This window comes from Ruegeria sp. HKCCD6428 (assembly GCF_013110595.1).
GTDB lineage: Bacteria > Pseudomonadota > Alphaproteobacteria > Rhodobacterales > Rhodobacteraceae > Ruegeria.
In genome coordinates, this window is record NZ_WVQX01000002.1 from 621,824 (window position 1) to 646,845 (window position 25,022).

The window sequence follows — 25,022 nt, forward strand, 5'->3', positions numbered from 1 at the left end:
GGACAGACATGACCGACCTTCCGAATACAGCCAAAGCCGTCGTTATCGGTGGCGGGATCATCGGCTGCTCGACCGCCTATCACCTGGCCAAGCTGGGCTGGACGGATACGGTGCTGCTGGAGCGCAAGAAGCTGACCTCGGGCACCACCTTCCACGCAGCGGGTCTGGTGGGACAGTTGCGTTCGAACGCCAACATCACGCAATTGCTGGGTTATTCCGTCGATCTGTACAACAAGATCGAAGAGGAAACAGGGCTTGGCACTGGCTGGAAGATGAACGGCGGCTTGCGTCTGGCATGCAACGAAGAGCGCTGGACCGAGGTGAAACGCCAGGCCACTACGGCGCATTCCTTTGGTCTGGACATGCAGCTTCTGACCCCATCCGAGGCGCAGGAGCTGTGGCCCTTGATGGATGTCTCTGACGTGATCGGCGCGGCTTACCTGCCGACAGACGGTCAGGCGAACCCGTCAGATATCACGCAGGCATTGGCCAAGGGCGCCCGCATGGCCGGAGCGAAGATATTCGAAGATACTAAAGTCACCGATATCGAGATCGAAGATGGCAAAATTCGTGCGATAATCACCGAGCAAGGTCGGATCGAGTGTGAAAAAGTGATCTGCTGCGCCGGGCAATGGTCCCGCACCTTCGCCAGCCGCTTTGGCGTCAACGTTCCTCTGGTTCCGATGGAGCACCAGTACATGGTGACTGAACCTTTCGACGTGCCCGGCAATCTGCCCACTCTGCGCGATCCCGACCGGCTGACCTACTACAAGGAAGAAGTCGGAGGTCTGGTCATGGGCGGCTATGAGCCGAACCCGATCCCCTGGGCCACCAAGGGTATTCCGCAAGGCTTCCACTATACCCTTCTTGACAGCAACTTCGATCATTTCGAACAGCTTATGGAACTTGCGCTGGGTCGCGTGCCCGCGTTGGAGAACGCTGGCGTCAAGACGCTGACCAACGGGCCGGAAAGCTTCACGCCCGACGGCAATTTCATCATCGGCGAAGCGCCCGAGTTGAGGAACTTCTTCGTCGGTGCTGGCTTCAATGCCTTTGGCATCGCGGCTGGCGGTGGTGCGGGCATGGCGCTGGCGGAATGGGTGCATAAGGGCGAGCCGCCCTTCGATTTGTGGTCTGCCGATATCCGTCGCTTTGGCCGCCCGCATTTCGACACCGACTGGGTTCGCACCCGTACTGTCGAGGCATATGGCAAACACTACACGATGGGTTGGCCGCATGAGGAACATGACTCGGGCCGCCCCTGCCGAAAATCGCCGCTTTATGACACGCTGAAAAAGCAGGGCGCGTGTTTTGGCGAGAAACTGGGCTGGGAACGCCCCAACTGGTACGCGGACGTGTCAAAGGGCGAGGTGCCCAAGGATGAATACAGCTTTGGCCGCCAGAACTGGTTCGATGCCGTCGGGCGCGAACATAAAGCGGCACGCGAAGCGGCTGTGTTGTTCGATCAGACCTCTTTCGCCAAATTCGCCCTCAAGGGCCCGGATGCTTTGGCAGCGTTGAACTGGATCTGCGCCAATGATTTGGACAATCCGGTTGGCGCGCTTGTCTATACCCAAATGCTGAACGACAAGGGCGGGATCGAGTGTGACCTGACTGTTGGGCGCGTAGCCCATGATGAGTTCTATATCGTCACCGGCACCGGCTATGCCACCCATGACTTCGACTGGATCAACCGCAGCATTCCCGAGGGCATGAATTGCCAGCTTTTCGATATCACCTCATCGAATGCGGTTCTGTCATTGATGGGGCCAAAATCGCGCGAGATTCTGGCGGCGGTGACGCGCGATGACGTCTCGAACAGCGGGTTCAAGTTTGGCACGATCCGCACCATCGGCATCGCCGGGTGCCCGGTTAAGGCGCTGCGCGTGACTTATGTGGGTGAACTGGGCTGGGAACTGCACCTGCCGGTGGAATATGCACAGACCGTGTATGACGCCTTGATGGAGGCAGGGCGCCCGCATGGATTGATCAATGCGGGCTACAGGGCGATTGAATCGCTGCGTCTTGAAAAAGGCTATCGCGCCTGGGGCTCGGATATCGGGCCGGATCATACGCCGTTCGAAAGCGGCTTGGGCTGGGCCGTGAAACTCCGGAAAAACAATGATTTCAAAGGGCGCGCCGCCTCTGAGGCGCAAAAAACCGGCGGCGTAAAGAAGATGCTGGCATGTTTCACGGTTGACCCCGAGGTTGTTCTTCTGGGGCGTGAAACGATCTATCGGAATGGCGAAAGGGTCGGATGGCTGACTTCGGGCGGCTATGGTTACACCGTCGAAAAGTCGATCGGCTACGGTTACATCCGAAACGCCAACGGTGTCGACGCACAATACGTCACATCAGGGACATATGAATTGGATGTCGCCACTCAGAGGGTTCCTTGCGAAGTGACGCTGCAACCGCTTTACGACCCGCAGATGAGCCGGGTGAAGACCTGACCCGAGGGTGCAAGAGCAGATCTACCGACACACGCACGGCGATCGGAACACATGGGGAAAGCATGCAAACAGGGCAAATCCGCCCAGAGTGTCCGAATGTTCGTCGAATCTGACGGATTTCGATCCATAAGCCATTGATAAAGTTTCAGTATTGTCACACCTCATGCCCATCTGAAAACTGAACTGCAAGACTTCTCATTCAGCTTTCAGGGCAAACAACCTTTCATCCGTCGGAGATTGGATGACTTCAGCCGAAAGGACCGGAAATGGTAACCCCAGATGCGTTGACTGAGCATGCGATGAAGATTGCTGATATTACCTCGGAGTCCGCGATGCGGTTTTTTCGGGGGTCTTTGGGCATTGAATTCAAACAGGATGAAAGCCCGGTGACGCAGGCCGACAAGGCAGTTGAGGCGGAAGTACGCACCTACCTGAAACAGCATTTTCCCGGACACGGCATCTTTGGCGAAGAGCACGGGCAAGAAGCAGGCGACGGGCGTCATATGTGGGTGATTGACCCCATTGACGGAACCCGTTCGTTTCTGTCCGGCCATCCTTTGTTCGGGTTCCTTTTGGCGCACCTTGTGGATGGGCGCCCTCGGATGGGCCTGGTCGGAATGCCGGCCTTGCATGAGACCTATTTGGGTGTGGTTGGTGACGGGGCCAGCCTGAACGGGCAACCGATAGAGGTGTCGAACACCACGCGTCTGGATCAAACGGTTTTGTACGTGAATGAAGGCGACAAAATTTATCGCGATCATCCTGACCTGTTCAGTCGGCTGATGAATGCAGGGCAGACGCGCCGATTTGCCTATGATTGTTATCCCCATGCCTTGCTTGCTTCGGGCCATGTCGATGCTGTGGTGGATTACGATCTGCAACCTTATGACTATCTGGCGCTCTCACCTCTGATCACGGCTGCTGGCGGAGTGATGACCGATTGGCACGGGCATGCGTTAACCCTCGATTCAGATGGCGCGGTCGTTTCCGCCGCAACCCCTGAACTGCATGCTGAACTGCTTGACCTCATCAATGTCGAAAAATGACAGTGTTGCGCAACCTTGGAAAACTAGCTCCCGCGATCAGATTTGAACAAATACAAAAAGACAAAAAGTGATCCTATCGACGTTGTGACGATTCCCACGGGCAACTCCTGCGGAGCCAGAAGAAGGCGTGACAAGATATCGGACAATGTCAGCAGAATCGCGCCCACGATCGCCGAGACGATCAGCAGGTTTCGGTGCAGAGTTCCGGCGATGCCGCGTGCAATATGAGGCACCATCAGCCCGACAAAGCCGATGACACCGGCAACGGAAACGAAACTGGCCGTCGCCAACGCGGCCACGAAGAACATGCTGAACCGCAGGCCCTGAACGGGAATTCCCAGTGACGAGGCTGTGAAATCCCCGGTCAGCAGCGCGTCAAGCCACCGGCTGCGGTAAAGCGAATAGCTCAGGATCAGGCCCAATCCGATCAGGACAAGCGGGAAGGTTTCCCATCTTGCCAGTCCCAGACCGCCAAGCATCCAGAATATCACCGAATGCGCAGCGCGATTGTCGCCAGAGAAAATCAGGTAGTTGGTGATCGCGGAAAACAGAAAGGACACCGCCAGGCCAGCAAGGATCAGTTTTTCGGGTGCGCTCGTACGCAAGCCCTGAACCAGCGCCAGAACAATGCCGGATGCGATCAGACCGCCGCAAAACGCCGCCAACGGCAACGTCCAGATTCCCAGGACATCCCCCGTGACGGTGATCACCAGAACGGCGCCAGCAGCAGCACCAGAGGACAGACCGAACAGAAACGGATCTGCCAGATCGTTTCGCGTCGTTGTTTGCAAAACAACACCAACGACGCCCAGTCCCGCACCAATCACGGCGGCAAACAGGGCGCGGGGCAGGCGAAGGTCGAAGACGATCCGGTGCAAAGGCGACATGTCTCCGTCCACCAGACCGGTTCCAAGGCCGATGGCTGAAAAAACTTCGCGCACGGGGATTGGGGTGGTCCCGTAGACGATGGACAACAGCAAAAGGGCGGTCAGAACAACCGCCCCCAGCAAAATCAAACGGCCCAATTGGACCATATCAGTTGATCTCCGGGTGCATCGCCTTCGCCATCTTCTCGATCGCCTCGATATTTGCCGGACCGGGCGTCAGTTCCTCGTAACGCAGGCCAATCCAGCGCTCGTTCTTTACCGCGTCCGTTTGTGACATTACCGGGTGATCCTTGAGGAACTGGAAAGTGTCCTCTGCGCCGTTGCCGGACTGATAGTCGAGCAGCACCAGAAACTCCGGGTTGGCCGCTGCCACGGCCTCCCACGACGTGCGACCCCAGCTGGTATCCAGATCATGCGTCACGTTCTCGCCACCCGCGGCTGCGATCATTGCATCGGGAATGGCGAACTTGCCGGCGGTAAACGGAGCATCGGCCGGCCCGTCCAGCAGGAACACGCGGGGCTTCGCCAGATCGGCTGTTTTTGCTTCGATGGCGGACAGTTGGTCCTTCCAGCGGGCAACCAGCGCCTCGGCCTTGTCCTCGACCTGCATGACCGTGCCCAGACGCAGAACGTCATCAAACAACAGGTTCATGCTGGCCTCGGGGCGATCCTTGTCCAGATGCACGCAGCTTTCGGACAGAATCATGGTCTTGATACCAAAGGGTTCCAGCGTGTCGGGCGTGACGTCACCGCCGGGTTTCATGCCATAGTACCAACCGGCAAAAAACAGATCGGGTTCGACGGCCACAAGGTTTTCAATGGTCGGGTATTTGGGGGCAAGCTCTGGGATATCGCCACGCTGAGCATCAAAATCAGGGCTTGTTTTGTACCAGCCGGTAATTCCGGTAAGCCCCACGATCTTGTCCTGAAGGCCGAGCGCAAAGGCCATATCCGTCATGTTCATGTCATGCACGACCAGACGTTCCGGCGCCGAGTCAAAAGCCAGCGGTTCGCCGCAATTGTCCACGGTGACGCCCTCTGCTGCCGCGCCACCTGCCAAGCCAGCGAAAACAACGACCGGCCAAAGTTTCTGCATCATATTTAAGTTCCTGTTATTATGACAGTTTCCGTTTTCGGATATCCAGTGCGGGGATCATGCGGCCTTCGTGCTGAAAGCACAGATAATCCACGCCGAATGTCTCACGTACCCGGTCTGGGGTCAGAACTTCGACAACAGGCCCGAACCCCGTCAGACGCGTGGCTTTCATCAGCGCCACATGGGTGGCGAATTCCGGGATCATGACCAGATCATGGACGATCATGACGACCGTTACCCCCAGATCAGCAACCAGAGACAGCATGTGCCCCTTGGCATCGGGGTCCAGATGGTTGGTTGGCTCGTCTAGAAACAGCAAGGACGGGTTCTGGGCCAACGCGCGCGCGATATGTGCGCGCTGACGTTCTCCGCCGGACAGTTGACCCATCGTTTTGTTGGCAAAATGCGACAGCTCGGTCGTCGTCAGAACCCGTTCCAGATCAGCCTTGTGCTGAGCCATCGAACGTTCGCCCTGAATCGGGATTTGCCCCAGCGCAACATAGTCTTGCAGGCGCATCCGCCCGTCAGGCATTTCCTGCTGCCCGACCACAGCAATGGAGCGGGCACGTTGGCGAGCGGACAGGGTCCGTAGGCTTTGGCCTTCTATCCAAACATCACCCAAGATAACCCGTTCGATCCCGCACAGCAGTTTCAGCAGAGTGGTCTTGCCGGCGCCGTTCGGCCCGGCGATTGCCAGAATTGATCCTTCTTCCAGACGAAAGGACACATCCTGCAACAGGATATCGCCATTAAGAGCATAGTACTCCAAATTCTCGGCAACCAGAAAACTCATGAAGCGCCACCGGACGGCAATGCGGGTATTCGCGACAAGGTCTTTGCGAAAAGGGCAGGGGGGCGGTCCGAGGCGCTGGTCCAGCCATCGTCACTGTCGCCGAACTGGGTCGCGAATTCGACCAAGGCGGACAGGTCGTGTGATGTCGTGATATCGCCAAACAGGTACTGCGCTTTGCCCGGGGCCTGAAATCCGACCGTCATGGCCCGTTCACAACCTGCCATGCAGGCCACCATTCGGGTTTCAAAACCGTCAGGCAACCGGGCATTCAGCACGTCTTGCGCAGCCTCGGCAGACATCGCCCCCTGACATGTTGAACAGATCAGAACGTAGTGATCAGAATAGCAGGTCATAGCCATCTCCGTCGTTTGCCAGACGCAGACAGAGGGCACATACCCAGATATTACGCAAACGCGCCATCAAGCCTCCTTCCGAGACGCCCCGCCTCGGGTTGGTTTATAGTGCGATGGCAGGTCTCCTGACTTGCGGGTCGTTGCTTGGCCGACCTTCCCAACCCATGCGGGTCAGTGGTGAAGTGGCGTCGCTCACCGCTTACAGTTGCGGGGGCAGTCACGGACTTGGCACATTCCAGCGCCGCACCGTGTTCCCATTTTCATCCCTTACGGAACCATCCCGCTCAGCTAGTCCGGCAATGCCAGACTTGTCAAGCGGCAGACGAACGCGTTGGTAGATGGAATTGCAATAGCCGCGCCAGCTGTCCTGCTGCGCCAGCCCGGACCGAACGGTGTCAATAGTCTGGTACAAGAAGGAAATCCGGCTCGAGAATCTTTCTCGACCTTTGAAAACCGTGGAATTGGCTTTTCAAACCCAATGTCGGTGCGGTCGTTATTCACGGTCGATACCTCGCCAATAAGGCAATCGCCGCGCTCGGCCCAAAAAGCGTGCCAGATGCCGGGCATCAGAGTTACGCTTTGCCTCGGCTTCAGCCGCACGTACTCTTGGGGTTGCAAGGTTACAGGGCAGGCATCGCTGGGGACCGTCACCGGGTTGTCGCGGTCGACGCCACCGTTTGGATCCGACGCATGAATTTCCAGAACGAGATCGCCGCCGCCCCGGTTGATGATGTCTTCTGCCTTGATAATATGCCGGTGCAACGGAGAAAGCTGATTGTCTTTCGAGATCAACAGTTTTCTGCACAGAGCATCCCACGCCCGGATTTCAGATCCTTCGTCTAAACCAGTGCGTAGAGTGAACGGGAATAGGTAATGTTCGTCGAAATGGCCTTGTGCGTAATCGGTAATATCCCAGCCCGCGGCTGCGGATCGTTTTGGCCAGAGGGCTGCGCATTTTCTCGGGCGACCAATCCGCAAAGGGTGGCAACACGGCGCCGAAGGATTGAATGAACGCCTGTGCCTAGGGCTTGATGTGGTTGATTTCGGATCGTTTCATCATACCATCCCGCAGATCACAGTTCGTGCGACCAAGGGGGCTCCGCCCCGGCTCGGGAAACGGTCACGGCCGCGACGTCAGCGCCCAGTTCCATGGCTGCTTGCAGGCTTTCAACCGTCAATCCGCGCAGACCTGACTTGGTCAGATGCCCTGCGCGGCTGAGCTCGGTCAGAACGCCGGCGTTGAACGTGTCACCTGCGCCGATCGTATCGACCACTTCAACGGGTTTCACAGGAACCGAGACTTCGGAACCATCCGCCAGGTAACCGTGCGCCCCGTCACTGCCACGCGTGACGATGACAACGGAAGGACCCGCCTGCAACAGCACAGACGCTTTTGCGGATTCGGCTTCAGCGCCCGGAATGATCCAGTCCAGGTCCTCGTCTGAAACCTTGACGATATCCGCACGCGAGATCATGCGGTTCAAACGCGTCCGAAACCGGGTTTGATCCTTGATGAAATCCGGGCGGATATTCGGGTCCAGCATCACTGCCCGGTCGGAACCGTGGCGGTCCAGGAGGGCGGCATAAGCATCTGCGCAAGGTTCACACGCAAGGCTGATTCCGCCGAGATACAGGGCAGAGACAGCAGGAAGCTGATCGGGCATGTCTTCGGGCAGCAACATCCGGCCTGCGGTGTTTTCATCAACAAAGCTGTACGACGCGTGTCCATCCGAGAGCTGCACAAAGGCAAGCGTGGTCGGACGGTCCGAGGTGATCACATGTGTCGTGTCCACATGGCTCGCTTTCAGCGCATCGATCAGTTGTTGGCCGAACATGTCCGATGACAAACCTGTCAGCATCCCTACCGGAACACCCAGACGTCCCATCGCGACGGCTGTGTTCAGAACTGCACCACCAGTATGTGGCACAAAACCAATTGCGCCCGATGCGGTCGGTTCTGAAATCATATCTATCAGCGCTTCACCACAGCACAGGATCATGTCTTGGTCCTTTTAGGTAAGAAACTTCGGTTAGTCTGGTTGCTGTCTCAGCGCGTTCTTGCAGAAGTTGTTTGCGCCGATGATCCCGAACTCTGCCTGTTCAGATACGTATAGGTTCAGGGAGCGGCGCAAATCGCTGAAGCGGCCGCCGCCGTTGAACGCATCCTTGAAGTTGTCACTGAATAGCCAGCGGTTTTTCTCGGCAACGCCGCCGACGAGGAAAACGCCTCCCTCCGGCATCAAGGTGACCGCCAGATCACCCATCAAAGCACCTAAGTGGGTGGTAAAAATCTGCGCGGCTTTTTCGGCGACCAGATCGGTGCCGTTACGGGCATCGTTCAGAATGTCCTTTGCAGAGCGCGCTTGAGTTCGCGCTTGACCGGCTGCCAATTCAACCGCCTGATACAGGATCGGCAGGCCGGTTCCGCTTAGGAACATTTCTGCTTCCAGCGCTAGGCTGTCCCCAAAGAAACAGCCCGGTGCGATGCGACGTGCCGCCTCAAAGATATCAACTTCGTCGCGATGGCGCGGGTACAGGCCCACGTGCCCGCCTTCGCCGGAAACCGTGTGATACCTGCCTTCGGAATATAGCAACGCACCAACGCCAAGCCCGGTTCCGGGCCCTACAACCAGCCGTGTGCCTGCTGACGGCGTTGCCTGACCCTGCAAGACCGCCACATCCGACCGGGTCACCTCGGCCACCGACCACGCCGCAGCGGTGAAATCATTTATGACAAAGGTGCGCTCTGCTCCTGTTGCTTTCGCCAACTCGGTTTCCGAAAGATCCAGGTTTGCGTTGGTCAGCTGAATCGTTCCGTCCCTGACCGGCCCGGCTCCGGCTGCTACGACTGCCTGTGGGTTGGTTCCGATCTCGTCCCTGAGGTCATGGAACGCCTCAAGCAGATCTTCCAATGTCCCTGTCGGGTGTTTCCGAAGATCTGCCAATTCTCCGTTCGTGACGACGCCCAGACGTGTGTTCGTACCACCGATATCCGCAACCAGGTTCCAATGCTCATGCACGGCACCGAATGGTTGCGCTAACGGCTGAGAGACGCTCTGACCCCCGGACAGGGCGGATTTCAGCGCCATGAAAGACGCTTTGGGCGTTCTCGCAAGTGTTTCGAAATCCACGTCCACCAGTCCAAACCTCTTCTCGTACCCGAAGGCCCATTCATAATTGTCCAGCAGCGACCAGACAAAATAGCCATTCACCGGAACACCTTGTGCCAAAGCGTCCAGCACGGCCGCAAGGTGCTTGTCGAGATAATCGATACGATCATCGTCCTGCACGCGCTCCTCACTCGCCATACCGTTTTCGGTGATATAGATTGGCAACGCGCCCGTATAGTCTTTCCTTGTTCTGACAAGAAAGCGGGTAAGGGCAGAGGGATCGATTTCCCATCCCATCTGCGTTTTGGGTAACGGTCCGGGAACCTCTTGCAGGCTGGGCCAGGCGGCGTCCGCCGGGGCAATCAATTTTCGGGTATAGTAGTTCAACCCGCACCAATCGACCTGTGTGCCGATGGTTTCAAAGTCGTTCTGCCAGCCCTTGGGCAAGTGTGGCTCCAACCCCTCCAGGGCTGTTTGGGGATATTCCTTGCCGAAAACACCGCCAAGGAAGAATCGGTTGTAGATCGCATCGTAGCGATCTGCCGCAAGCCGCGCTTCCGCGCTGTCATCCGCGGGCTCGGACCATTCGAGGTTGAACACGGCACCCAGATTGCCCATCCCAAGACTGCGCATGGCCTGAATCGCCCGCCCGTGGGCCAACAAAACGTGATGCATCGCCCGGGCGGCGGCGCGGATATCGCGCAGACCGGGCGCATGGTGGCCTTCAAAATGGCTCAGCCAACTGACACACCAGGGTTCGTTGATCGGCGCGGCACTGAACATCCGGTCGCCGATCCGACCCATGATGACCTGCGTATAATCCGCGAACCAATCCGCGATGTCGCGATTGCACCATCCCCCCTGATCCGCAAGCGCTGACGGCAATTCCCAATGATAAAGCGTCACACAGGGGCGGATACCGCGTTCCAGCAGGGCGTCCGCCAATCGGTCATAATAGTCCAGCCCGGCCTGATTGACCTGACCACGCCCGTCCGGCAGTACGCGTGCCCAGCTGGTCGAAAAACGATAACAGTCAAACCCGGCCTCGCGCACCAGATCGAAATCCTGTTCGAACCGGTTCAGGTGATCGCAGGCGACGTCTCCGTTTTCCCCGCGCACCACGTTGCCCGGCGACGCCGCAAAGGTATCCCAATGAGTTCGCCCCGCCCCGCCCTGCGCGTGGCCTTCAATCTGGTACGCAGAGGTGGCAACACCAAAGAGAAAATCTTTGGGAAAATCAGCGCGTGCGTGTTTCATGGTTGCACCTTGTTGGGCGCAGGGCCGGTTGACCTGCCCACGACCAGCTCGGCCTCCAGCAGCCTGGTTTTGACGGGATCATTCGGGGATTTGATGCGCTGGATCAACATGTCAGCCGCCATTTCACCCGCCTGACGGACGGATGAGCGTGTTGCCGTGAAAATCGGAACATCCTGCCCGTTCTTCAAATAGGACAGGTCGTCGTCATGGGCGATCACTGACACATCCGTACCCATCTCAAGCCCGTTTTCGGACAGCGCACGCCGTACGCCGATGGCAGAGATCATCGATGAACACAAAATAGCGGTCGGGGGGGACTCCAGGCGCAACATGTTCTGCGTTTCGTGATGGCCGTAAACCTCTGTCATTTCAGCGCTGCGCATCAGATCGGCATCGGGCGCAAGCCCGGCCTGACTAAGCGCCTCAAGATATCCGTCGCGGCGGCGTTGGGCAAAATCCATATCTTCCAGACCGTTGATCAGAGCGATACGGCGATGGCCAAGGTCAATCAGAAAGCGTGTGGCGCGCATGAACGAACTTTTGTTGTTGACGTCGATCCAGTCATATTGAGCGTCGACGCCGGTCGAGCGTCCGTGCACGATGAATGGGACGCCCATGCGGGTCAGGACTTCGATCCGTGGTTCGTTCACTTTGGGGCCTTGCAGCACGACTCCGTCCACCGCGCCGCGCTGAAAGAGGCTCCGATACGCCTCTTCAATCGAAGTGTCGTCGGCGTTGGTGAACATCATGTCATAGCCATGTTCAGCGTATTTCTTTGCGGCACCGGCGACGAAATCCCCGAAGATCGGGTTGACCATTTCATGTTGGGACGAGCTGGGAATGACGTGGCCGATCACCATCGATCGTCCTGTCGCAAGCCCTTTGGCGCGACTGTTCGGCCGGTACCCGTGTTTGCGCGCCGCGGCTTGAACGCGCGCACGTGTGTCCTCGCTCACTTCGGGGTACCCGTTCAGCGCCCGGCTGACCGTAGTTTGCGAAAGGCCCAGAACTTCCGAGAGCTGCTTCAGGTTCATATTACGATTCAAAGCGCCTTCAATTGAGTGGCTCTTTTTTGTTTTGTGAGCAAATACGGCATCCGTCAACTTGTTTTGCGTTGAAAGCAGAAAATATAATTTATTTTGGCGCTGGGAAGCAAAATATTGACAGGGCGCCAATGTTAGCGGATAACACACATCATCCAAAGCGCTTTGAAAGCGAGTCTTTGAATACATGAAAGCTTGGGAGGAGGATTTGATGAAACACGGGCTTTACGCAGGTGCGGCGGCACTCGCCCTGATGGCCGGATCAGTTCAGGCAGAGGGTGAGATGATCCATGCCGTCGGCGAGGGCAGTTTTGACTGGGATGGGTTTCAGGCCTTTGCCGAAGCGAATGATCTGTCCGGCGAAAGCCTGACCATTTTCGGCCCCTGGCTGGCTGGCGAGGGCAAGTCCTTCGAAAACCTCGTGGCCTATTTCGATGAGGCAACAGGCGCGAATTCCAGCTATGTGGGTTCGGATTCTCTGGAACAGCAGATCCTGATTGATGCGGCCGCAGGCTCGGCGCCGAATCTGACTGTTTTCCCGCAGCCTGGTCTGGCGGCAAACCTCGCAAAACAGGGCTATCTGACGCCATTGGCCGAAGGCACTGCGGACTGGATCAAGGAAAACTTCGCCGCCGGTCAATCCTGGGTCGATCTGGGTACGTTTGAGAACGCGGAAGGGTCTCACGATTTTTACGGGTTCTTCTTCAATGTGAACGTCAAATCGCTGGTTTGGTACGTGCCCGAAAACTTCGAAGACTTTGGGTATGAAGTGCCCGAAACCATGGAAGAGTTCAAAACTCTGATGGATCAGATGGTCGAGGACGGCGAAACGCCCTTGTGCGTCGGTCTGGCCTCGGGCGGCGCAACGGGCTGGCCCGCAACGGACTGGGTCGAGGATCTTATGCTGCGTACGCAACCACCTGAAGTCTATGACCAATGGGTGTCGAACGAAATGAAGTTCGATGATCCCCGCGTCATAGCCGCGATTGAGGAATATGGCAGCTTTACCCGCAATGACGACTATGTGGTAGGTGACGCAGACGACACAGCGGCAATCGATTTCCGTGACAGCCCCAAAGGTCTTTTCGATAGCCCGCCCGCTTGCATGATGCATCGTCAGGCTTCGTTTATTCCCGCCTATTTTCCGGAAGGCACGGAATTAGGGGTGGATGCTGATTTCTTCTACTTCCCGGCTTACGCTGAAAAAGACCTGGGGACGCCGGTGCTTGGGGCAGGGACATTGTTCTCAATCACCAACCCAAACCCTGCAGCCGAAGCCTTTCTGGAGTTCCTCAAAACACCTTTCGCCCATGAGATCATGATGTCGCAGGACGGTTTCCTGACGCCTCATCTGGGTGCAGATCCCGCGAACTATTCGAATGATTCACAGCGGGGACAGGGCGAAATTCTGACCAACGCAACGACCTTCCGCTTTGACGGGTCCGACCTGATGCCCGGTGCAGTCGGGGCGGGTACGTTTTGGACCGGGATGGTCGATTACTCGTCGGGTGCAAAAGATGCAGCCACCGTGGCACGTGAAATCCAGGCGTCCTGGGACGCAATCAAGTGACCAACTCATGGGGCGGTCCTGAGGCCGCCCCGTTTGCCAAACGGATGGGCGTATCATGACACCCGCACTACAAGGCCTGCTGACGATCGCCATCGGCGTGTCGGGTTGCGTGGGCTACTTCTATCTTTCCAACCAGTTTCTGGACAAAGTCCTGTTTCCGCCGCGCGGGCCAAATGCGGGCCGAAACATCAATCGGGCGAACTTGATCCGCCCGTGGTTGTTCCTGTTCCCGGCGCTTGCTGCATTGGGGCTGTATCTGGCGTATCCGGTGGTTGAAACCTTGCGCCTTTCGCTTACGGAACGCGTGCCCGGTGGCGGATACCGCTGGGTTGGCCTGGACAACTATTCCCAAATGGCGGCCGAGCCGAAGTTTTGGGAAGCCATGCGCAACAACATGTTCTGGCTGATCGTCGTGCCGGCCATGTCAACGGCTTTTGGTCTTCTCGTGGCGCAACTGACCGACCGCATCCGCTGGGGGAACTTTGCCAAATCCCTGATTTTCATGCCGATGGCCATTTCATTTGTTGGTGCATCGGTGATCTGGAAACTGGTTTATGATGCGCGACCAGCGGAACAGGACCAGATAGGCATCCTGAACGCGCTGTACATCTTCTTCGGCGGCACCGAACCCAACACGTGGTTAACAATTCCTTTCTGGAACAGTTTCTTTCTGATGGTTGTCCTGATCTGGATACAGACGGGTTTCGCGATGGTCATCCTGTCGGCGGCCTTGCGCGGTATTCCCGAAGAAACCATCGAGGCGGCCATTTTGGATGGGGCCAATCCCTTTCAGATCTTCTTCAAGATCAAGGTACCGCAGATCAAAACCACGATCCTTGTTGTTTGGACGACGATCACGATCACCGTTCTCAAAGTGTTTGACATCGTCTTTGCCATGACCAACGGCCAGTGGGAGACACAGGTGCTGGCAAACTACATGTACGACAAGCTTTTCCGCGCCAATGACTGGGGCGTCGGATCCGCCTCGGCCATGGTGATCATGTTGCTTGTTACGCCGATCCTCGTCTGGAACGTGCGTAACGCGCGCAAGGAGATGGAGTAAGCCATGAGCGATATCGCCGGAACCAAACCCGCGCTCAGATGGGTGGTGCATCTGTCAGTCATCTTCCTGGTGGCTCTTTGGGTCATTCCTACGCTTGGCTTGCTGATTTCGTCCTTTCGGACGGCAGATCAGATTTCGTCCAGCGGCTGGTGGCGGTCTCTGTTTCCCTCTGAACAAAACCTGACGCTTCGCAGCGCCGCGCCCGAGACGCAGGTGCTGGAAAACGGAGTGTATGTCATTCAGGGGGCGTTGTTCGGCGAAGATGAGCAAGCAACGATTTCCAGATGGGGTATCAGTTCGCGCGAGGTTGATGCATTTGAACCGGGCCAAACAGCCGAGCTGCGCCGAGGTGGTACGATCACGGTGGATGCGGCGGGCAACTATAGGATGGAAAACACCGAGGAATTCACCGGGAAACGTGGCGCGCGCATCTTCGTAACAGCGGAACTGCCACCCGAGTTCACTTTGGAAAACTACCGAAAGGTTCTTCTGGATCAAAGCAGTACGGACAGCATGGCCAAGGCTTTTTTCAACACGCTGACGGTTACCATCCCTGCAACAATCATCCCGATCCTGGTTGCCGCCTTTGCGGCTTATGCGCTGGCGTGGATGGAGTTTCCCGGGCGCGCCCTGCTGATCGCGGCCGTTGTTGGCCTTTTGGTCGTTCCGCTTCAATTGGCCTTGATCCCGTTGCTGAAATTTCACCTCAATATCGGGATCGGCAAAGGCTATCTGGGAGTCTGGCTTGCGCATACAGGCTTTGGGATGCCATTGGCGATTTACCTGCTGCGCAACTACATGGCCGGATTGCCGCGTGATCTGATCGAAAACGCCCGCGTCGATGGCGCCACCGAGTTTCAGATCTTTACCAAACTGATCCTGCCACTCAGCTTCCCGGCGCTGGCGTCTTTCGCGATCTTCCAGTTCCTGTGGACATGGAATGACCTGCTTGTTGCCAAGGTTTTCCTGATCGACGCGACCGGCCAGACAACCGTGATGACGAACCGCATCGTCGAGCTGCTGGGTACACGTGGCGGCAATTGGGAAATCCTTGCGACCGCTGCCTTTGTCTCGATCTTCGTGCCGCTGGTCGTCTTCTTCGCAATGCAAAAATACCTGGTCCGGGGCCTGTTGGCCGGATCTGTCAAATAGAGGCGTCTGATGAACGTGCAGAACAACTTTATACACAGCAATGCAACGAAACTGTCTTCGGATTGGTGGCGCGGTGGTGTGATCTATCAGATCTACCCACGCAGTTTTCAGGACAGCAACGGGGATGGAATCGGTGATCTGAAGGGCATCACTGCGCGACTGGATTACATCGCCTCGCTGGGCGTTGATGCAATTTGGATCTCGCCGTTTTTCAAATCGCCGATGAAGGATTTTGGGTACGATGTCAGCGATTACCGCGATGTCGATCCCATGTTCGGGTCGCTGGCGGATTTCAAAGAGCTTTTGGATCAGGCCCATGCGAAGGGTCTGAGGATCATGATTGATCTGGTCCTGTCGCATACATCCGATCAGCACCCTTGGTTCATCGAAAGCCGTAGCAATCGGGAAAACCCGAAATCCGATTGGTATGTTTGGGCGGATCCCAAACCGGATGGCACGCCACCGAACAACTGGCTTTCGATCTTCGGCGGCTCGGCCTGGCAATGGGATGCCCGACGGCTGCAATATTATCTGCACAACTTCCTGACATCGCAGCCGGATCTGAATTTCCACTGCCCGGATGTTCAGGATGCGTTGCTGGACGTAGCGCGGTTCTGGCTTGATCTGGGGGTGGATGGCTTTCGGCTGGATACCATCAATTTCTATTTCCACGACAAGGCGCTTCGCGACAATCCTGCGCTGCCGATGGATCAACGCAACGCCACGATCGCACCGGCCGTGAACCCCTACAACCATCAGGACCACCTGTTTTCAAAAAGCCAGCCCGAGAACATCGCCTTCCTCGAAAGACTGCGGGCCTTGACGGACGAATATGAAGGCCGGGCTTGTCTGGGCGAGGTCGGAGATGCGCAGCGTGGGCTAGAGATCATGGGCGAATACACATCCGGGGATAAGCGGATGCACATGTGTTATGCCTTCGAGTTCCTGGAAAAACGTGCATTGACCGCCACTTACACAAAGCACGTTTTTGACCAGCTGGAAGCGAAGGCAGGTGACGCATGGCCATGTTGGGCATTTTCCAACCACGACGTGCAACGTCACGTCTCGCGCTGGAATTTGGATGTCGCGGCAGGCCGCCAGCACGCGGTTCTCATGATGTGCCTGCGCGGCTCTGCCTGCCTGTATCAGGGCGAGGAGTTGGGCCTGCACGAAGCGGATGTGCCGTTCGAGAAACTGCAAGACCCCTATGGCATCGAGTTCTGGCCCGAATACAAGGGCCGCGACGGCTGCCGCACACCGATGGTTTGGGCAGCACAAGATGAACAATCGGGTTTCAGCACCGCAGAGCCCTGGCTGCCGGTAAGCGCACAGCAGGCCGGGCAGGCGGTGGACCGATTGGAGGCGGATCCTAGCTCGATGTTGAACCACTACCGTCGCGCCATCGCCTTGCGGCATGCGCATCCTGCTTTGGCAAAGGGGGCGCAGACCGGCATGACGGAAACGGGTTCGATTCTGTCTTTTGTGCGTGAGGATTCGCATGAGCAGATATTCTGCGCCTTCAATCTGGGCACGGATTCTGCCGCGTTCAAGCTGCCCGAAGGCAGTTGGCAGGTGATGGGTCAGGACCTAGGCGGTGTCGAAGGAAGCGGCAACGTTGTGCTGAACGCGGCGCAGTTCATCCTGATGTACAGGAAAAAGGGATAAAGCATGTCTGAACTCAACCTCACGGACGTCGCCAAGTCCTATGGCCCTGTCGATGTTTTGAAGAACATCAACCTCGACATCGAACAAGGCGAACTGATCGTTTTTGTCGGTCCTTCCGGATGCGGCAAGTCCACCCTGCTGCGGATGATTGCCGGGTTGGAGAAGATTACAGGCGGCACGCTGGAAATCGAAGGGCAGGTCATGAACGATGTTCCGCCTGCACAGCGGGGCATCGCGATGGTGTTTCAAAGCTATGCTTTGTATCCCCACATGACCGTTCGCGAGAACATGGCCTTTGCCCTGAAAATCGCGAAGATGCCCACGGCCGAGATTGATGCTGCCGTAGACCGTGCCGCTCAAATCCTTCAGCTGGAACCATTCCTGGACCGCCTGCCAAAAGCTCTTTCTGGGGGGCAGCGTCAACGGGTTGCCATCGGGCGCGCGATCGTACGTGACCCAAAGGTGTATCTGTTCGACGAACCCCTCTCGAACCTCGACGCGGCACTTCGGGTGGCCACGCGGATCGAGATCGCGCGTCTGAAAGAGGCCATGCCTGACAGCACCATGATCTACGTGACCCACGATCAGGTCGAGGCGATGACACTGGCCAGTCGGATCGTGGTATTGGCCAACAAGGGCATCGCGCAGGTCGGGACACCGCTTGAACTGTATGAGGCGCCTGACAACGAGTTTGTTGCGCAGTTCATCGGTTCGCCTTCCATGAACCTGCTGTCCGGCACAATCACCGGAACCGGCGAAATGACCACCGTCGAACTGTCATCAGGCGGGATTGCAAGATCCGCGGTTCCAACCGAAGACAGTGACCTGGGGAAAAAGGTCAATATCGGGGTGCGTCCCGAAGACTTGGCCATGACGGAAGAATCCGCGATTCTGTCCGGCAAGGTGGATTTCACCGAAGCCTTGGGCGAAGTCACGCTGCTGTATTTTGAGAAAACCGATGGTGCGGATGCAGTCATTGCAAAGCTGCCGGGAGTTCAGCGCAACCTGCGCGGCCAGACGGTCTCGGTCACGGCCGCACCGGACAAGGTGCATCTGTTCCACAATGGATTGTCCATGCGCAAATAACAGCGAAACGCAGTTCTTGACAGAATTGCGTTTTGTGTTTCACCATAATTGAAACGTTTCAATGGTGAAAAATGCGGGTATCGGCGCAGCTTTACACGGTTCGGCAATGCGGTGACCTCTCGGACCAACTGAAGTTGGTTTCTGCTTGCGGGTTTTCGGATATCGAAACCACCGGTCTGCATGACATGACTCCGCAAGAGATGGCACGCATCGTCCATCAATCAGGTCTTATCCTTCGCTCTGCACATTTCGATTGGGAGGAGTTCCACGAGCGTTTCGATGACATCGTTGAAGTACTTCACCTTTTGAAATGCCAGGTGGCGGTCATGCCTTGGCTGGCGCCACAGGCGCGGCCCGGCACTGTCGAGGGATGGAAGGCAGTGTCGGGCCAGTTGTCCGATTGGGCGGATCGACTGAGGGATCACGGCGTCAGCCTGGCCTATCACAACCACGATTTTGATCTGTTCGGGGCGCCGGGAAAAACGCCTCTTGAACAGATTCTGGCGCAAGAAAACATCTATTGGCAACCTGATATCGGTTGGATCGTCGCGGCTGGTCAGGACGCGGCTGACCTGCTGGCGCGCCATGCGGATCGCATCCTGTCTGTTCATGCAAAGGACGTGGACCCGCAGGGCGGATCAGGCGACAGGCGCTGGCGCAATCTGGGTGAGGGTGTTGTCGATTGGGACGCCACGATACGAGCCCTTTCAACCACCAAGTGCACCGACCTTTTCGTCGAGCATGATGAAACCGCCGATCACAGGCGCACCTTGCAAACGGGGCGGTCGTTTTTGACTGAACGGCTTGGGGGCATCGGCTGATGGCGCGGGCAACGATCAAATCGATCGCCCGTATGACCGGCTATTCAGTCGGCACGGTTTCAAACGCACTGCGCGGCGCTTCTTCGGTAAAACGGGAAACGCGGGAGGAGATCCAAAAGGCGGCGTCCGAGCTTGGGTATCGGGTCAATCTGGACGGCCTGAAACTGCGCACCAATAAATCCTACAGGATTGCGGTATTGGTCGGCGTTTCGGGCAGTGCCGCTGAAGAATGGGAGGGTGTGGAATTTACCCGGATTCTGGCCGGAATATCCGACGCGGTTCAAGGGTCACGCTATGAGTTGAGCGTCTTCAGTGTACGAGATGTTGAAGCCGCATTGCAGACCCTACATTCCATCGTGCAGGAAGGGTTGGCAGACGGCGTGATCTTTTCCGGAACTCGCGTGAATGACCCGCGTATCGCCTATCTGCAAGATAAAGGTTTTCCGTTTGTCACATACGGGATGAGTGACAGTGCCCAACCACATCCTTACGTGGATCTCGACAGTCAGGCTGCTGCTTTTGATGCAACGGCTCGGCTGCTGGCATTGGGGCATAAGCGGATTGCGCTTATCAACCCGCCGGATGACCTGATCTATGCCCGTCAACGTCGCCAGGGGTATTCAGATGCTCTGACAGCAGGTAGCATGGAGTTTGACCCGGCCCTTGTTTATCCCGGCCCGACCACGGCGAAGACCGGGCAAAGGGCCTTTGCGGCGCTCATGCGAATGCACAACCGGCCAAGCGCCATCATTTGCGCGAACGAGGCGATGACCCTTGGCGCCTTGTCCGCTGCGGCCGACATGGGCGTTCAGGTCGGCAGGGATGTCGTTGTTATTTCAAACGACGATCTGAAGCTTAGCCAGTATTTCATACCCCCGCCCAGCACCTACTATTTGCCGATAGGCGAGACCAGCCGCATGCTGGGGGAATTCATGCTTAAAGCACTGGACGGCGTTGATCCGTCGGAAACGCAAAAAAAGATCAGGGCCACATTGATCGAGCGGCAACCTGACACCCCGGCGCCGGGCATGGCGCAGACCAACTGAGCCAACAGAGGAGAAACCGAACATGTTCAAAAACCTATTTGCCGTTGCAACGCTTGCAATGCTGACAGCGCCGGCGGCTTTTGCCGCCGATCTGGAAGGTCGCGTTCTCAAGATCGGAACGGATGCAACCTATCCCCCGATGGAAACCGTCGACGAAACAACCGGTGAAATCGTAGGCTTTGATGTCGATGTGATGAATGCAATCTGTGAAAAGATCAATTGCGTTCCGAATTTCGTAAACACCGCTTGGGACGGCATCTTTGCGGCGCTTCAACAGGGTGAGTTCGACCTGGTCATCTCGGGCGTATCGATCACGCCCGAACGTGAAGAAACTATGGACTTTTCCGAACCGTACATCGTTGTCAGCCAGGCCATTTTGCTGCAAGTCGACAACGCGGATATGACGCTTGAGGATTTCAAAGCGGGTGGCCAGAAACTGGCGGCACAAACAGCGACGACCAACGCCCAACTGGCGGAAGAGCTTGTAGGGCGCGAGAATGTTAGCCTCTACGACAACTTCTCGGCGGCTATTCTGGCGCTTCAAAACGCAGACGTGCAAGGGGTGATCATCGATGGCACCTCTGCCGCGGCCTACGAGCAGGAGTTTGCCGGAGAACTGACCGTGGGCATCACAGGCCTGCAATCGGATCCATTGGGAATCTTGTTTCAGGAAGGTGACCCGACGGTGGATGCAATCAATGCCGGTCTCGCCGCCATTCAGGAAGACGGCACGCTGGACGCGCTGAAGGCCAAATACTGGGGCACAAACTGATCCTTCAAGCCCTTCTGGGCCCGGGGGCTGAGGCTGCCGGGCCATGTTTCAGCGGAGAAGTTCCATGTCGCGTCTCAGCACGATCCGCCCGAGCAATCTTGTATTGCTCGCAGCCGCCCCTTTCATCATCTATCTGTTCGCCACATCCTCGAAATATCTGCGATCTCTGATTGCAATTCTGGGGATCGGCAACAATGCAGGGCCGATTTTCGTCGGCTTTCTGCTGATCGTCTCGGTTGCAATCCTTGGATATCTTTGCGCCCGGTATGCACGTTTTACCAATCATGCCCCCGGTTGGTTGCGCGCTTCGGCCCTTGCGGCGCTGCCCGCGTCAATTGCGCTTTTGGTCATAAGCTTTTTATCTCCACAGCTTTTGATGCCCTTCGCGGAATCCGTTTTCTTTCATGCGCTCAGCGAGAACACATCAAGCCTGATCGACCGGTCCAGTCAGACGTGGGTGTTGTATCCCGAAGTCGTGACCCAGGTTCAAACAGGACTGCAAGTTCTTCTGGCCGGATACACAGCTGTTGTCGCCTTGAGCCTGCTGTCCGCGGCGTTGCGACCCCCTTGGCGCGGGCGCGTTCTATTGGGACTGGAATGCCTTACAGGTGCGGTTTTGTTCTATCTGATGTTCATGGCCCACTGGCAGTTCGCGACAGGCGTTGCCATTACGTTCCGCGCAGCCATCTTCGCCTATATCTTCTCGGCCATTCTGGGCTTGATCTGGGTGGGGCTGCAATCGTTCAAACCACGGGCGCGCACCACGATTCTGTATGGTTCCATCAGCCTGGCATTGCTTGCGATATCAGCATTTTTCTTCATGCAGCCGCAGGTCAGTTACGTTCTGGTCGGAAGCACCGAAGGGCGCATCGCCATCGTGCGCGGCACGCCACAGGCGCAGGCTGACATCATCCGGTTTGGAGAGTTCGACGGGGCCGGCGAACAACAATACCGTATACGCAGCGCCACTGATGCAGCGGCCGCCCTGGAGCAGATTGAAACCGTAGACAGCGTTTCCGGAGCGTTTGTTCCCGTGGACGTTCATTCACAAGGCTATCCGGTTCTGTGGCAGACCAGTTTCTTGCCTGATAAATATCGAAATCCCGCACTGGCTTTTGCTGTATTCGGCTTTCTGCTGCTGACGCTGACCATTGGTGGCGCACAGCACAAGCTGCATCCCTTGGCGGTCGGGGCCGAATTTTTCGTGGACACGATACGCGGCATTCCGATGTTGGTGATCATTCTTTACATCGGCCTGCCCTTGGCGGGCGCGGTCAAGGATGCCACGGGGGGCGGCATTGATATGACCAACATGACACGCGGGATCATCGCGATTTCGGTCGGGTATTCGGCCTATATGGCCGAAATATTCCGCTCTGGGATCGAGGCCATCCCGAAAGGGCAGCTGGAAGCAGGCAGTTCGCTGGGCTTGTCGCGCTGGCAGACGGCGCGGCTGATCGTTCTGCCACAAGCCCTGCGGATCGTCACCCCGCCATTGGGCAACGAATTTATCGCGATGATCAAGGATACCTCGTTGCTGTCCATCCTGTCCGTCCGCGACATGACCCAAAGGATGCGAGAGTTTCAGGCAGCAAGCTTTCTGCCCTTTGCGCCGTTCAATACGGCAGCAATTCTGTATGTGGTACTCACCCTCTGTTGCGCAAGCTTCCTGAAATGGATCGAACGGCGCACGGCAAAGGACAACCGATGAGCAAACTGGAGCTTGGGGTTTGCTACTACCCCGAACAATGGGACCCGTCCCAGTGGCGCAGTGACGTCGCGCGGATGGCCGGGATGGGTTTGGATTGGGTTCGGATCGCCGAGTTCACCTGGGGTCTGATTGAACCGGAACGCGGCCGGTTTCACTGGGACTGGTTGGATGACGTCATCGAGATTCTGGGGCGGGCCGGCCTGCGGGTCATGATGTCGACTCCAACGGCTGCGCCACCCAAATGGCTGATTGATGAGCACCCCGAAATTCTGCCGGTTGGCCCGGACGGCCGGGTCAGGGGTTATGGTTCCCGCAGACATTATTGTTTTTCCAGTGACGTGTACCTGGCCGAGGCGCAAAGGATCGCCACGGAATATGCCGCCAGGTATGGCCAGAACCCGCATGTCCATGCCTGGCAGATCGACAATGAGTACAATGACCACGACACCGTTCTCAGCTATTCCGATGCCGCACGGGCGGGATTTCGGCGCTGGCTGGCAAAACGATACGGTACAATTGGCGCATTGAACGAGGCCTGGGGGACCGTGTTCTGGGGGAGCCTCTATTCCGGCTTTGACCAGATTGAACTGCCCAATGGTTTGGTTGCTACACCCAACCCCACCCATGCCCTTGATTTCAGGCGCTATTCTTCGGACCGGGTGCGGTTGTTCAACAAGACACAGGTGGACGTGCTGCGCGAACATGCGCCGGGTCGAGATATCACGCACAACTTCATGGCCGGTAGTTTCGAATTCGATCACCACGCAGTGGCCGCCGATCTGGATATCGTCGGCTTTGACAGCTACCCGCTGGGTAATCTGATGGGCTCAACCCTGTCAGAGAAGGAAGAGCGCCGTTATCTGCGAACCGGCGCGCCTGATTATCAGGGATTTCATTGCGACTTGTATCGCAGTCAGGGGCGGGGGCGGGTATGGGTGTTGGAACAGCAACCGGGGCCGGTGGACTGGGCGGCACAAAACCCTTCCCCAGCCGAAGGGATGGTTCGGCTTTGGACCTGGGCCGCATATGCACACGGCGCGCAAGCTGTGATGTTCTTTCGATGGCGACAGGCAAAATTCGCGCAGGAACAATACCATACAGCCTTGCTGCGCTCGGATGACAGTCTGGATCAAGCCGCGCTCGAACTGGCTCAGATTGCGAAGGATCGCGAAAACCTGCCGTCAACGACGCGGGGAAAAGCCTCGGTGGCGATTATGCTGGATTACGCTTCGATCTGGGCGGCCGATATTCTGCCGCATGATGATGACTTCCCCAATTCCCATATCTTCCGCGAATGGTACACTGCCTTGCGCAGTCTGGGTGTGGACATTGATTTTGTGGGTCCCGAGGATGGTTTGCAAGGTTACGCCCTGATCGTGTTGCCGCAAAGCATGATCGTGACCCCGGATCTGGCCGCGAGACTTGATGCTTCAGGCGCAAAGCTTTTGATTGGTGCCCGGTCCGGCAGCAAGACAGCTCAAATGCAGACCCCTTCGAATCTGGCGCCGGGTGCGTTGGCGGATCTGACCGGCGTCCGTGTCGCCCGTGTCGAATCGCTGCCGGATATTGCAAGGGAGTCTGTGCAGTTGCAGAACGGTCAGCTATTTGACTTTGCTGGTTGGCGCGAAATCGTCGAGACAGAGGCAAATGTCCTGGCGCGCTTCAAAAGTGCCTATTGCGACGCCAGCCCAGCGATCGTCCGGTCGGATCGTGCGACATATCTGGCCATGGTCCCCGGCGGTGCGCTCGTGCACGAGATTATGCGCGATGTCTTGGAATGGGCAGGGCTGAAGCCTTTAGACTGCGATCCAGACCTACGCGTAACCCGACTCGGTACGTTGCATTTTGCTTTCAATTTTGGTGACATGCCCAAACCCCTGCCTGGTGGTGGATCACGACGAATTTTGATCGGCTCTGATCCGGTTGGCGCGCGCGATTTTACCGTATGGCAGGTAAACTAACGCTCTGAAATTCAACCGAAACGTGTCAAGGGCAAAAACTGGATATAAGAATTCCATAAACTGTCACTTTTGGACTGACGTACGGGCACAGAAAGTCCTATGAATAAAAAATACAAAAACAAACTCATCCAACAATG

The 25,022-nt window shown here is 57.0% G+C and carries 20 protein-coding genes, 1 pseudogene and 1 riboswitch; of the genes and pseudogenes, 12 read left to right on the forward strand and 9 right to left on the reverse strand.

Going from position 1 to position 25,022, the window contains the following annotated elements; translation table 11 throughout:
- Positions 1-8: 8 nt before the first annotated feature.
- Together GS620_RS08240 and GS620_RS08245 are read left to right on the forward strand one after the other, a co-directional pair.
- The gene (locus GS620_RS08240; protein ID WP_171615151.1) at positions 9-2,453 is read left to right on the forward strand and encodes an FAD-dependent oxidoreductase; all 2,445 of its coding nucleotides are present in this window, start codon (positions 9-11) and stop codon (positions 2,451-2,453) included.
- Between the two features lie 266 nt (positions 2,454-2,719).
- On the forward strand, positions 2,720-3,499 hold the full coding sequence (locus tag GS620_RS08245; RefSeq protein ID WP_171615153.1) for an inositol monophosphatase family protein: 780 nt from the start codon (positions 2,720-2,722) through the stop codon (positions 3,497-3,499).
- Between the two features lie 23 nt (positions 3,500-3,522).
- On the opposite strand, the gene GS620_RS08250 is transcribed toward GS620_RS08245, so the two are convergent.
- The 9 genes and pseudogenes from GS620_RS08250 to GS620_RS08285 all read right to left on the reverse strand — a co-directional run bounded on the left by GS620_RS08250 (position 3,523) and on the right by GS620_RS08285 (position 12,029).
- On the reverse strand, positions 3,523-4,533 hold the full coding sequence (locus GS620_RS08250; RefSeq protein ID WP_171615155.1) for an iron ABC transporter permease: 1,011 nt from the start codon (positions 4,531-4,533) through the stop codon (positions 3,523-3,525).
- Between the two features lies 1 nt (position 4,534).
- A complete protein-coding gene (locus tag GS620_RS08255; protein ID WP_253283829.1) occupies positions 4,535-5,485 on the reverse strand; it encodes an ABC transporter substrate-binding protein in 951 nt (316 codons plus the stop codon).
- A gap of 16 nt (positions 5,486-5,501) precedes the next feature.
- On the reverse strand, positions 5,502-6,275 hold the full coding sequence (locus GS620_RS08260; protein WP_171119227.1) for an ABC transporter ATP-binding protein: 774 nt from the start codon (positions 6,273-6,275) through the stop codon (positions 5,502-5,504).
- Positions 6,272-6,628 carry a DUF1636 domain-containing protein gene (locus GS620_RS08265; RefSeq protein ID WP_171169546.1) on the reverse strand — a complete coding sequence of 119 codons (357 nt, stop codon included), beginning with the start codon at positions 6,626-6,628 and terminating at the stop codon, positions 6,272-6,274. Before GS620_RS08265 ends, GS620_RS08260 begins: the two co-directional genes overlap by 4 nt.
- Positions 6,629-6,725: 97 nt before the next feature.
- A riboswitch (cobalamin riboswitch) is annotated at positions 6,726-6,923 on the reverse strand.
- Positions 6,917-7,606, reverse strand: a complete 690-nt coding sequence (locus GS620_RS08270) for a D-lyxose/D-mannose family sugar isomerase (RefSeq protein WP_371419764.1) — start codon at positions 7,604-7,606, stop codon at positions 6,917-6,919. (Overlaps the previous riboswitch by 7 nt.)
- Before the next feature lie 95 nt (positions 7,607-7,701).
- On the reverse strand, positions 7,702-8,628 hold the full coding sequence (locus GS620_RS08275) for a carbohydrate kinase (protein WP_171615157.1): 927 nt from the start codon (positions 8,626-8,628) through the stop codon (positions 7,702-7,704).
- A gap of 30 nt (positions 8,629-8,658) precedes the next feature.
- Entirely contained in the window at positions 8,659-9,717 is a 1,059-nt protein-coding gene (locus tag GS620_RS22005) for an ROK family protein (RefSeq protein WP_253283843.1), read from the reverse strand.
- A pseudogene (locus tag GS620_RS22010) lies at positions 9,694-10,995 on the reverse strand (GH1 family beta-glucosidase); the annotation flags it as partial. The gene GS620_RS22005 and the pseudogene GS620_RS22010, both read right to left, overlap by 24 nt.
- A complete protein-coding gene (locus GS620_RS08285) occupies positions 10,992-12,029 on the reverse strand; it encodes a LacI family DNA-binding transcriptional regulator (RefSeq protein WP_171615162.1) in 1,038 nt (345 codons plus the stop codon). The pseudogene GS620_RS22010 and the gene GS620_RS08285, both read right to left, overlap by 4 nt.
- A gap of 220 nt (positions 12,030-12,249) precedes the next feature.
- On the opposite strand from GS620_RS08285, the gene GS620_RS08290 reads away from it, so the two are divergent.
- From GS620_RS08290 to GS620_RS08335, 10 genes are all read left to right on the forward strand, one after another.
- The gene (locus tag GS620_RS08290) at positions 12,250-13,608 is read left to right on the forward strand and encodes an ABC transporter substrate-binding protein (protein WP_171615164.1); all 1,359 of its coding nucleotides are present in this window, start codon (positions 12,250-12,252) and stop codon (positions 13,606-13,608) included.
- A gap of 55 nt (positions 13,609-13,663) precedes the next feature.
- On the forward strand, positions 13,664-14,671 hold the full coding sequence (locus GS620_RS08295) for a carbohydrate ABC transporter permease (RefSeq protein WP_171615166.1): 1,008 nt from the start codon (positions 13,664-13,666) through the stop codon (positions 14,669-14,671).
- 3 nt (positions 14,672-14,674) lie between these two features.
- Positions 14,675-15,823 (forward strand): carbohydrate ABC transporter permease, encoded by a 1,149-nt coding sequence (locus tag GS620_RS08300; RefSeq protein WP_171615168.1) that lies wholly within the window; start codon positions 14,675-14,677, stop codon positions 15,821-15,823.
- Positions 15,824-15,832: 9 nt separating this feature from the next.
- The gene (locus GS620_RS08305; RefSeq protein ID WP_171615170.1) at positions 15,833-17,488 is read left to right on the forward strand and encodes an alpha-glucosidase; all 1,656 of its coding nucleotides are present in this window, start codon (positions 15,833-15,835) and stop codon (positions 17,486-17,488) included.
- Between the two features lie 3 nt (positions 17,489-17,491).
- Complete coding sequence (locus GS620_RS08310; protein WP_171205107.1) at positions 17,492-18,574, forward strand: ABC transporter ATP-binding protein; 1,083 nt, start codon at positions 17,492-17,494, stop codon at positions 18,572-18,574.
- A 71-nt stretch (positions 18,575-18,645) separates the two neighbouring features.
- The gene (locus tag GS620_RS08315) at positions 18,646-19,395 is read left to right on the forward strand and encodes a sugar phosphate isomerase/epimerase (RefSeq protein WP_171615172.1); all 750 of its coding nucleotides are present in this window, start codon (positions 18,646-18,648) and stop codon (positions 19,393-19,395) included.
- The gene (locus GS620_RS08320) at positions 19,395-20,441 is read left to right on the forward strand and encodes a LacI family DNA-binding transcriptional regulator (protein WP_171615174.1); all 1,047 of its coding nucleotides are present in this window, start codon (positions 19,395-19,397) and stop codon (positions 20,439-20,441) included. The genes GS620_RS08315 and GS620_RS08320 overlap by 1 nt, the downstream gene beginning before the upstream one ends.
- Positions 20,442-20,463: 22 nt before the next feature.
- Positions 20,464-21,213 carry a basic amino acid ABC transporter substrate-binding protein gene (locus tag GS620_RS08325; protein WP_171615176.1) on the forward strand — a complete coding sequence of 250 codons (750 nt, stop codon included), beginning with the start codon at positions 20,464-20,466 and terminating at the stop codon, positions 21,211-21,213.
- Between the two features lie 64 nt (positions 21,214-21,277).
- The gene (locus tag GS620_RS08330) at positions 21,278-22,924 is read left to right on the forward strand and encodes an amino acid ABC transporter permease (protein ID WP_171615178.1); all 1,647 of its coding nucleotides are present in this window, start codon (positions 21,278-21,280) and stop codon (positions 22,922-22,924) included.
- On the forward strand, positions 22,921-24,885 hold the full coding sequence (locus GS620_RS08335) for a beta-galactosidase (protein WP_171615180.1): 1,965 nt from the start codon (positions 22,921-22,923) through the stop codon (positions 24,883-24,885). The genes GS620_RS08330 and GS620_RS08335 overlap by 4 nt, the downstream gene beginning before the upstream one ends.
- Positions 24,886-25,022 lie beyond the last annotated feature (137 nt).

Excerpts from the sequence above, each read along its gene's own strand:
- GS620_RS08240 (WP_171615151.1), top strand. The coding sequence starts at position 9 with ATGACCGACCTTCCGAATACAGCCAAAGCCGTCGTTATCGGTGGCGGG.
- GS620_RS08245 (WP_171615153.1), top strand. The coding sequence starts at position 2,720 with ATGGTAACCCCAGATGCGTTGACTGAGCATGCGATGAAGATTGCTGAT.
- GS620_RS08250 (WP_171615155.1), bottom strand. The coding sequence starts at position 4,533 with ATGGTCCAATTGGGCCGTTTGATTTTGCTGGGGGCGGTTGTTCTGACC.
- GS620_RS08255 (WP_253283829.1), bottom strand. The coding sequence starts at position 5,485 with ATGATGCAGAAACTTTGGCCGGTCGTTGTTTTCGCTGGCTTGGCAGGT.
- GS620_RS08260 (WP_171119227.1), bottom strand. The coding sequence starts at position 6,275 with ATGAGTTTTCTGGTTGCCGAGAATTTGGAGTACTATGCTCTTAATGGC.
- GS620_RS08265 (WP_171169546.1), bottom strand. The coding sequence starts at position 6,628 with ATGACCTGCTATTCTGATCACTACGTTCTGATCTGTTCAACATGTCAG.
- GS620_RS08275 (WP_171615157.1), bottom strand. The coding sequence starts at position 8,628 with ATGATCCTGTGCTGTGGTGAAGCGCTGATAGATATGATTTCAGAACCG.
- GS620_RS22005 (WP_253283843.1), bottom strand. The coding sequence starts at position 9,717 with ATGGCGCTGAAATCCGCCCTGTCCGGGGGTCAGAGCGTCTCTCAGCCG.
- GS620_RS08285 (WP_171615162.1), bottom strand. The coding sequence starts at position 12,029 with ATGAACCTGAAGCAGCTCTCGGAAGTTCTGGGCCTTTCGCAAACTACG.
- GS620_RS08290 (WP_171615164.1), top strand. The coding sequence starts at position 12,250 with ATGAAACACGGGCTTTACGCAGGTGCGGCGGCACTCGCCCTGATGGCC.
- GS620_RS08295 (WP_171615166.1), top strand. The coding sequence starts at position 13,664 with ATGACACCCGCACTACAAGGCCTGCTGACGATCGCCATCGGCGTGTCG.
- GS620_RS08300 (WP_171615168.1), top strand. The coding sequence starts at position 14,675 with ATGAGCGATATCGCCGGAACCAAACCCGCGCTCAGATGGGTGGTGCAT.
- GS620_RS08305 (WP_171615170.1), top strand. The coding sequence starts at position 15,833 with ATGAACGTGCAGAACAACTTTATACACAGCAATGCAACGAAACTGTCT.
- GS620_RS08310 (WP_171205107.1), top strand. The coding sequence starts at position 17,492 with ATGTCTGAACTCAACCTCACGGACGTCGCCAAGTCCTATGGCCCTGTC.
- GS620_RS08315 (WP_171615172.1), top strand. The coding sequence starts at position 18,646 with ATGCGGGTATCGGCGCAGCTTTACACGGTTCGGCAATGCGGTGACCTC.
- GS620_RS08320 (WP_171615174.1), top strand. The coding sequence starts at position 19,395 with ATGGCGCGGGCAACGATCAAATCGATCGCCCGTATGACCGGCTATTCA.
- GS620_RS08325 (WP_171615176.1), top strand. The coding sequence starts at position 20,464 with ATGTTCAAAAACCTATTTGCCGTTGCAACGCTTGCAATGCTGACAGCG.
- GS620_RS08330 (WP_171615178.1), top strand. The coding sequence starts at position 21,278 with ATGTCGCGTCTCAGCACGATCCGCCCGAGCAATCTTGTATTGCTCGCA.
- GS620_RS08335 (WP_171615180.1), top strand. The coding sequence starts at position 22,921 with ATGAGCAAACTGGAGCTTGGGGTTTGCTACTACCCCGAACAATGGGAC.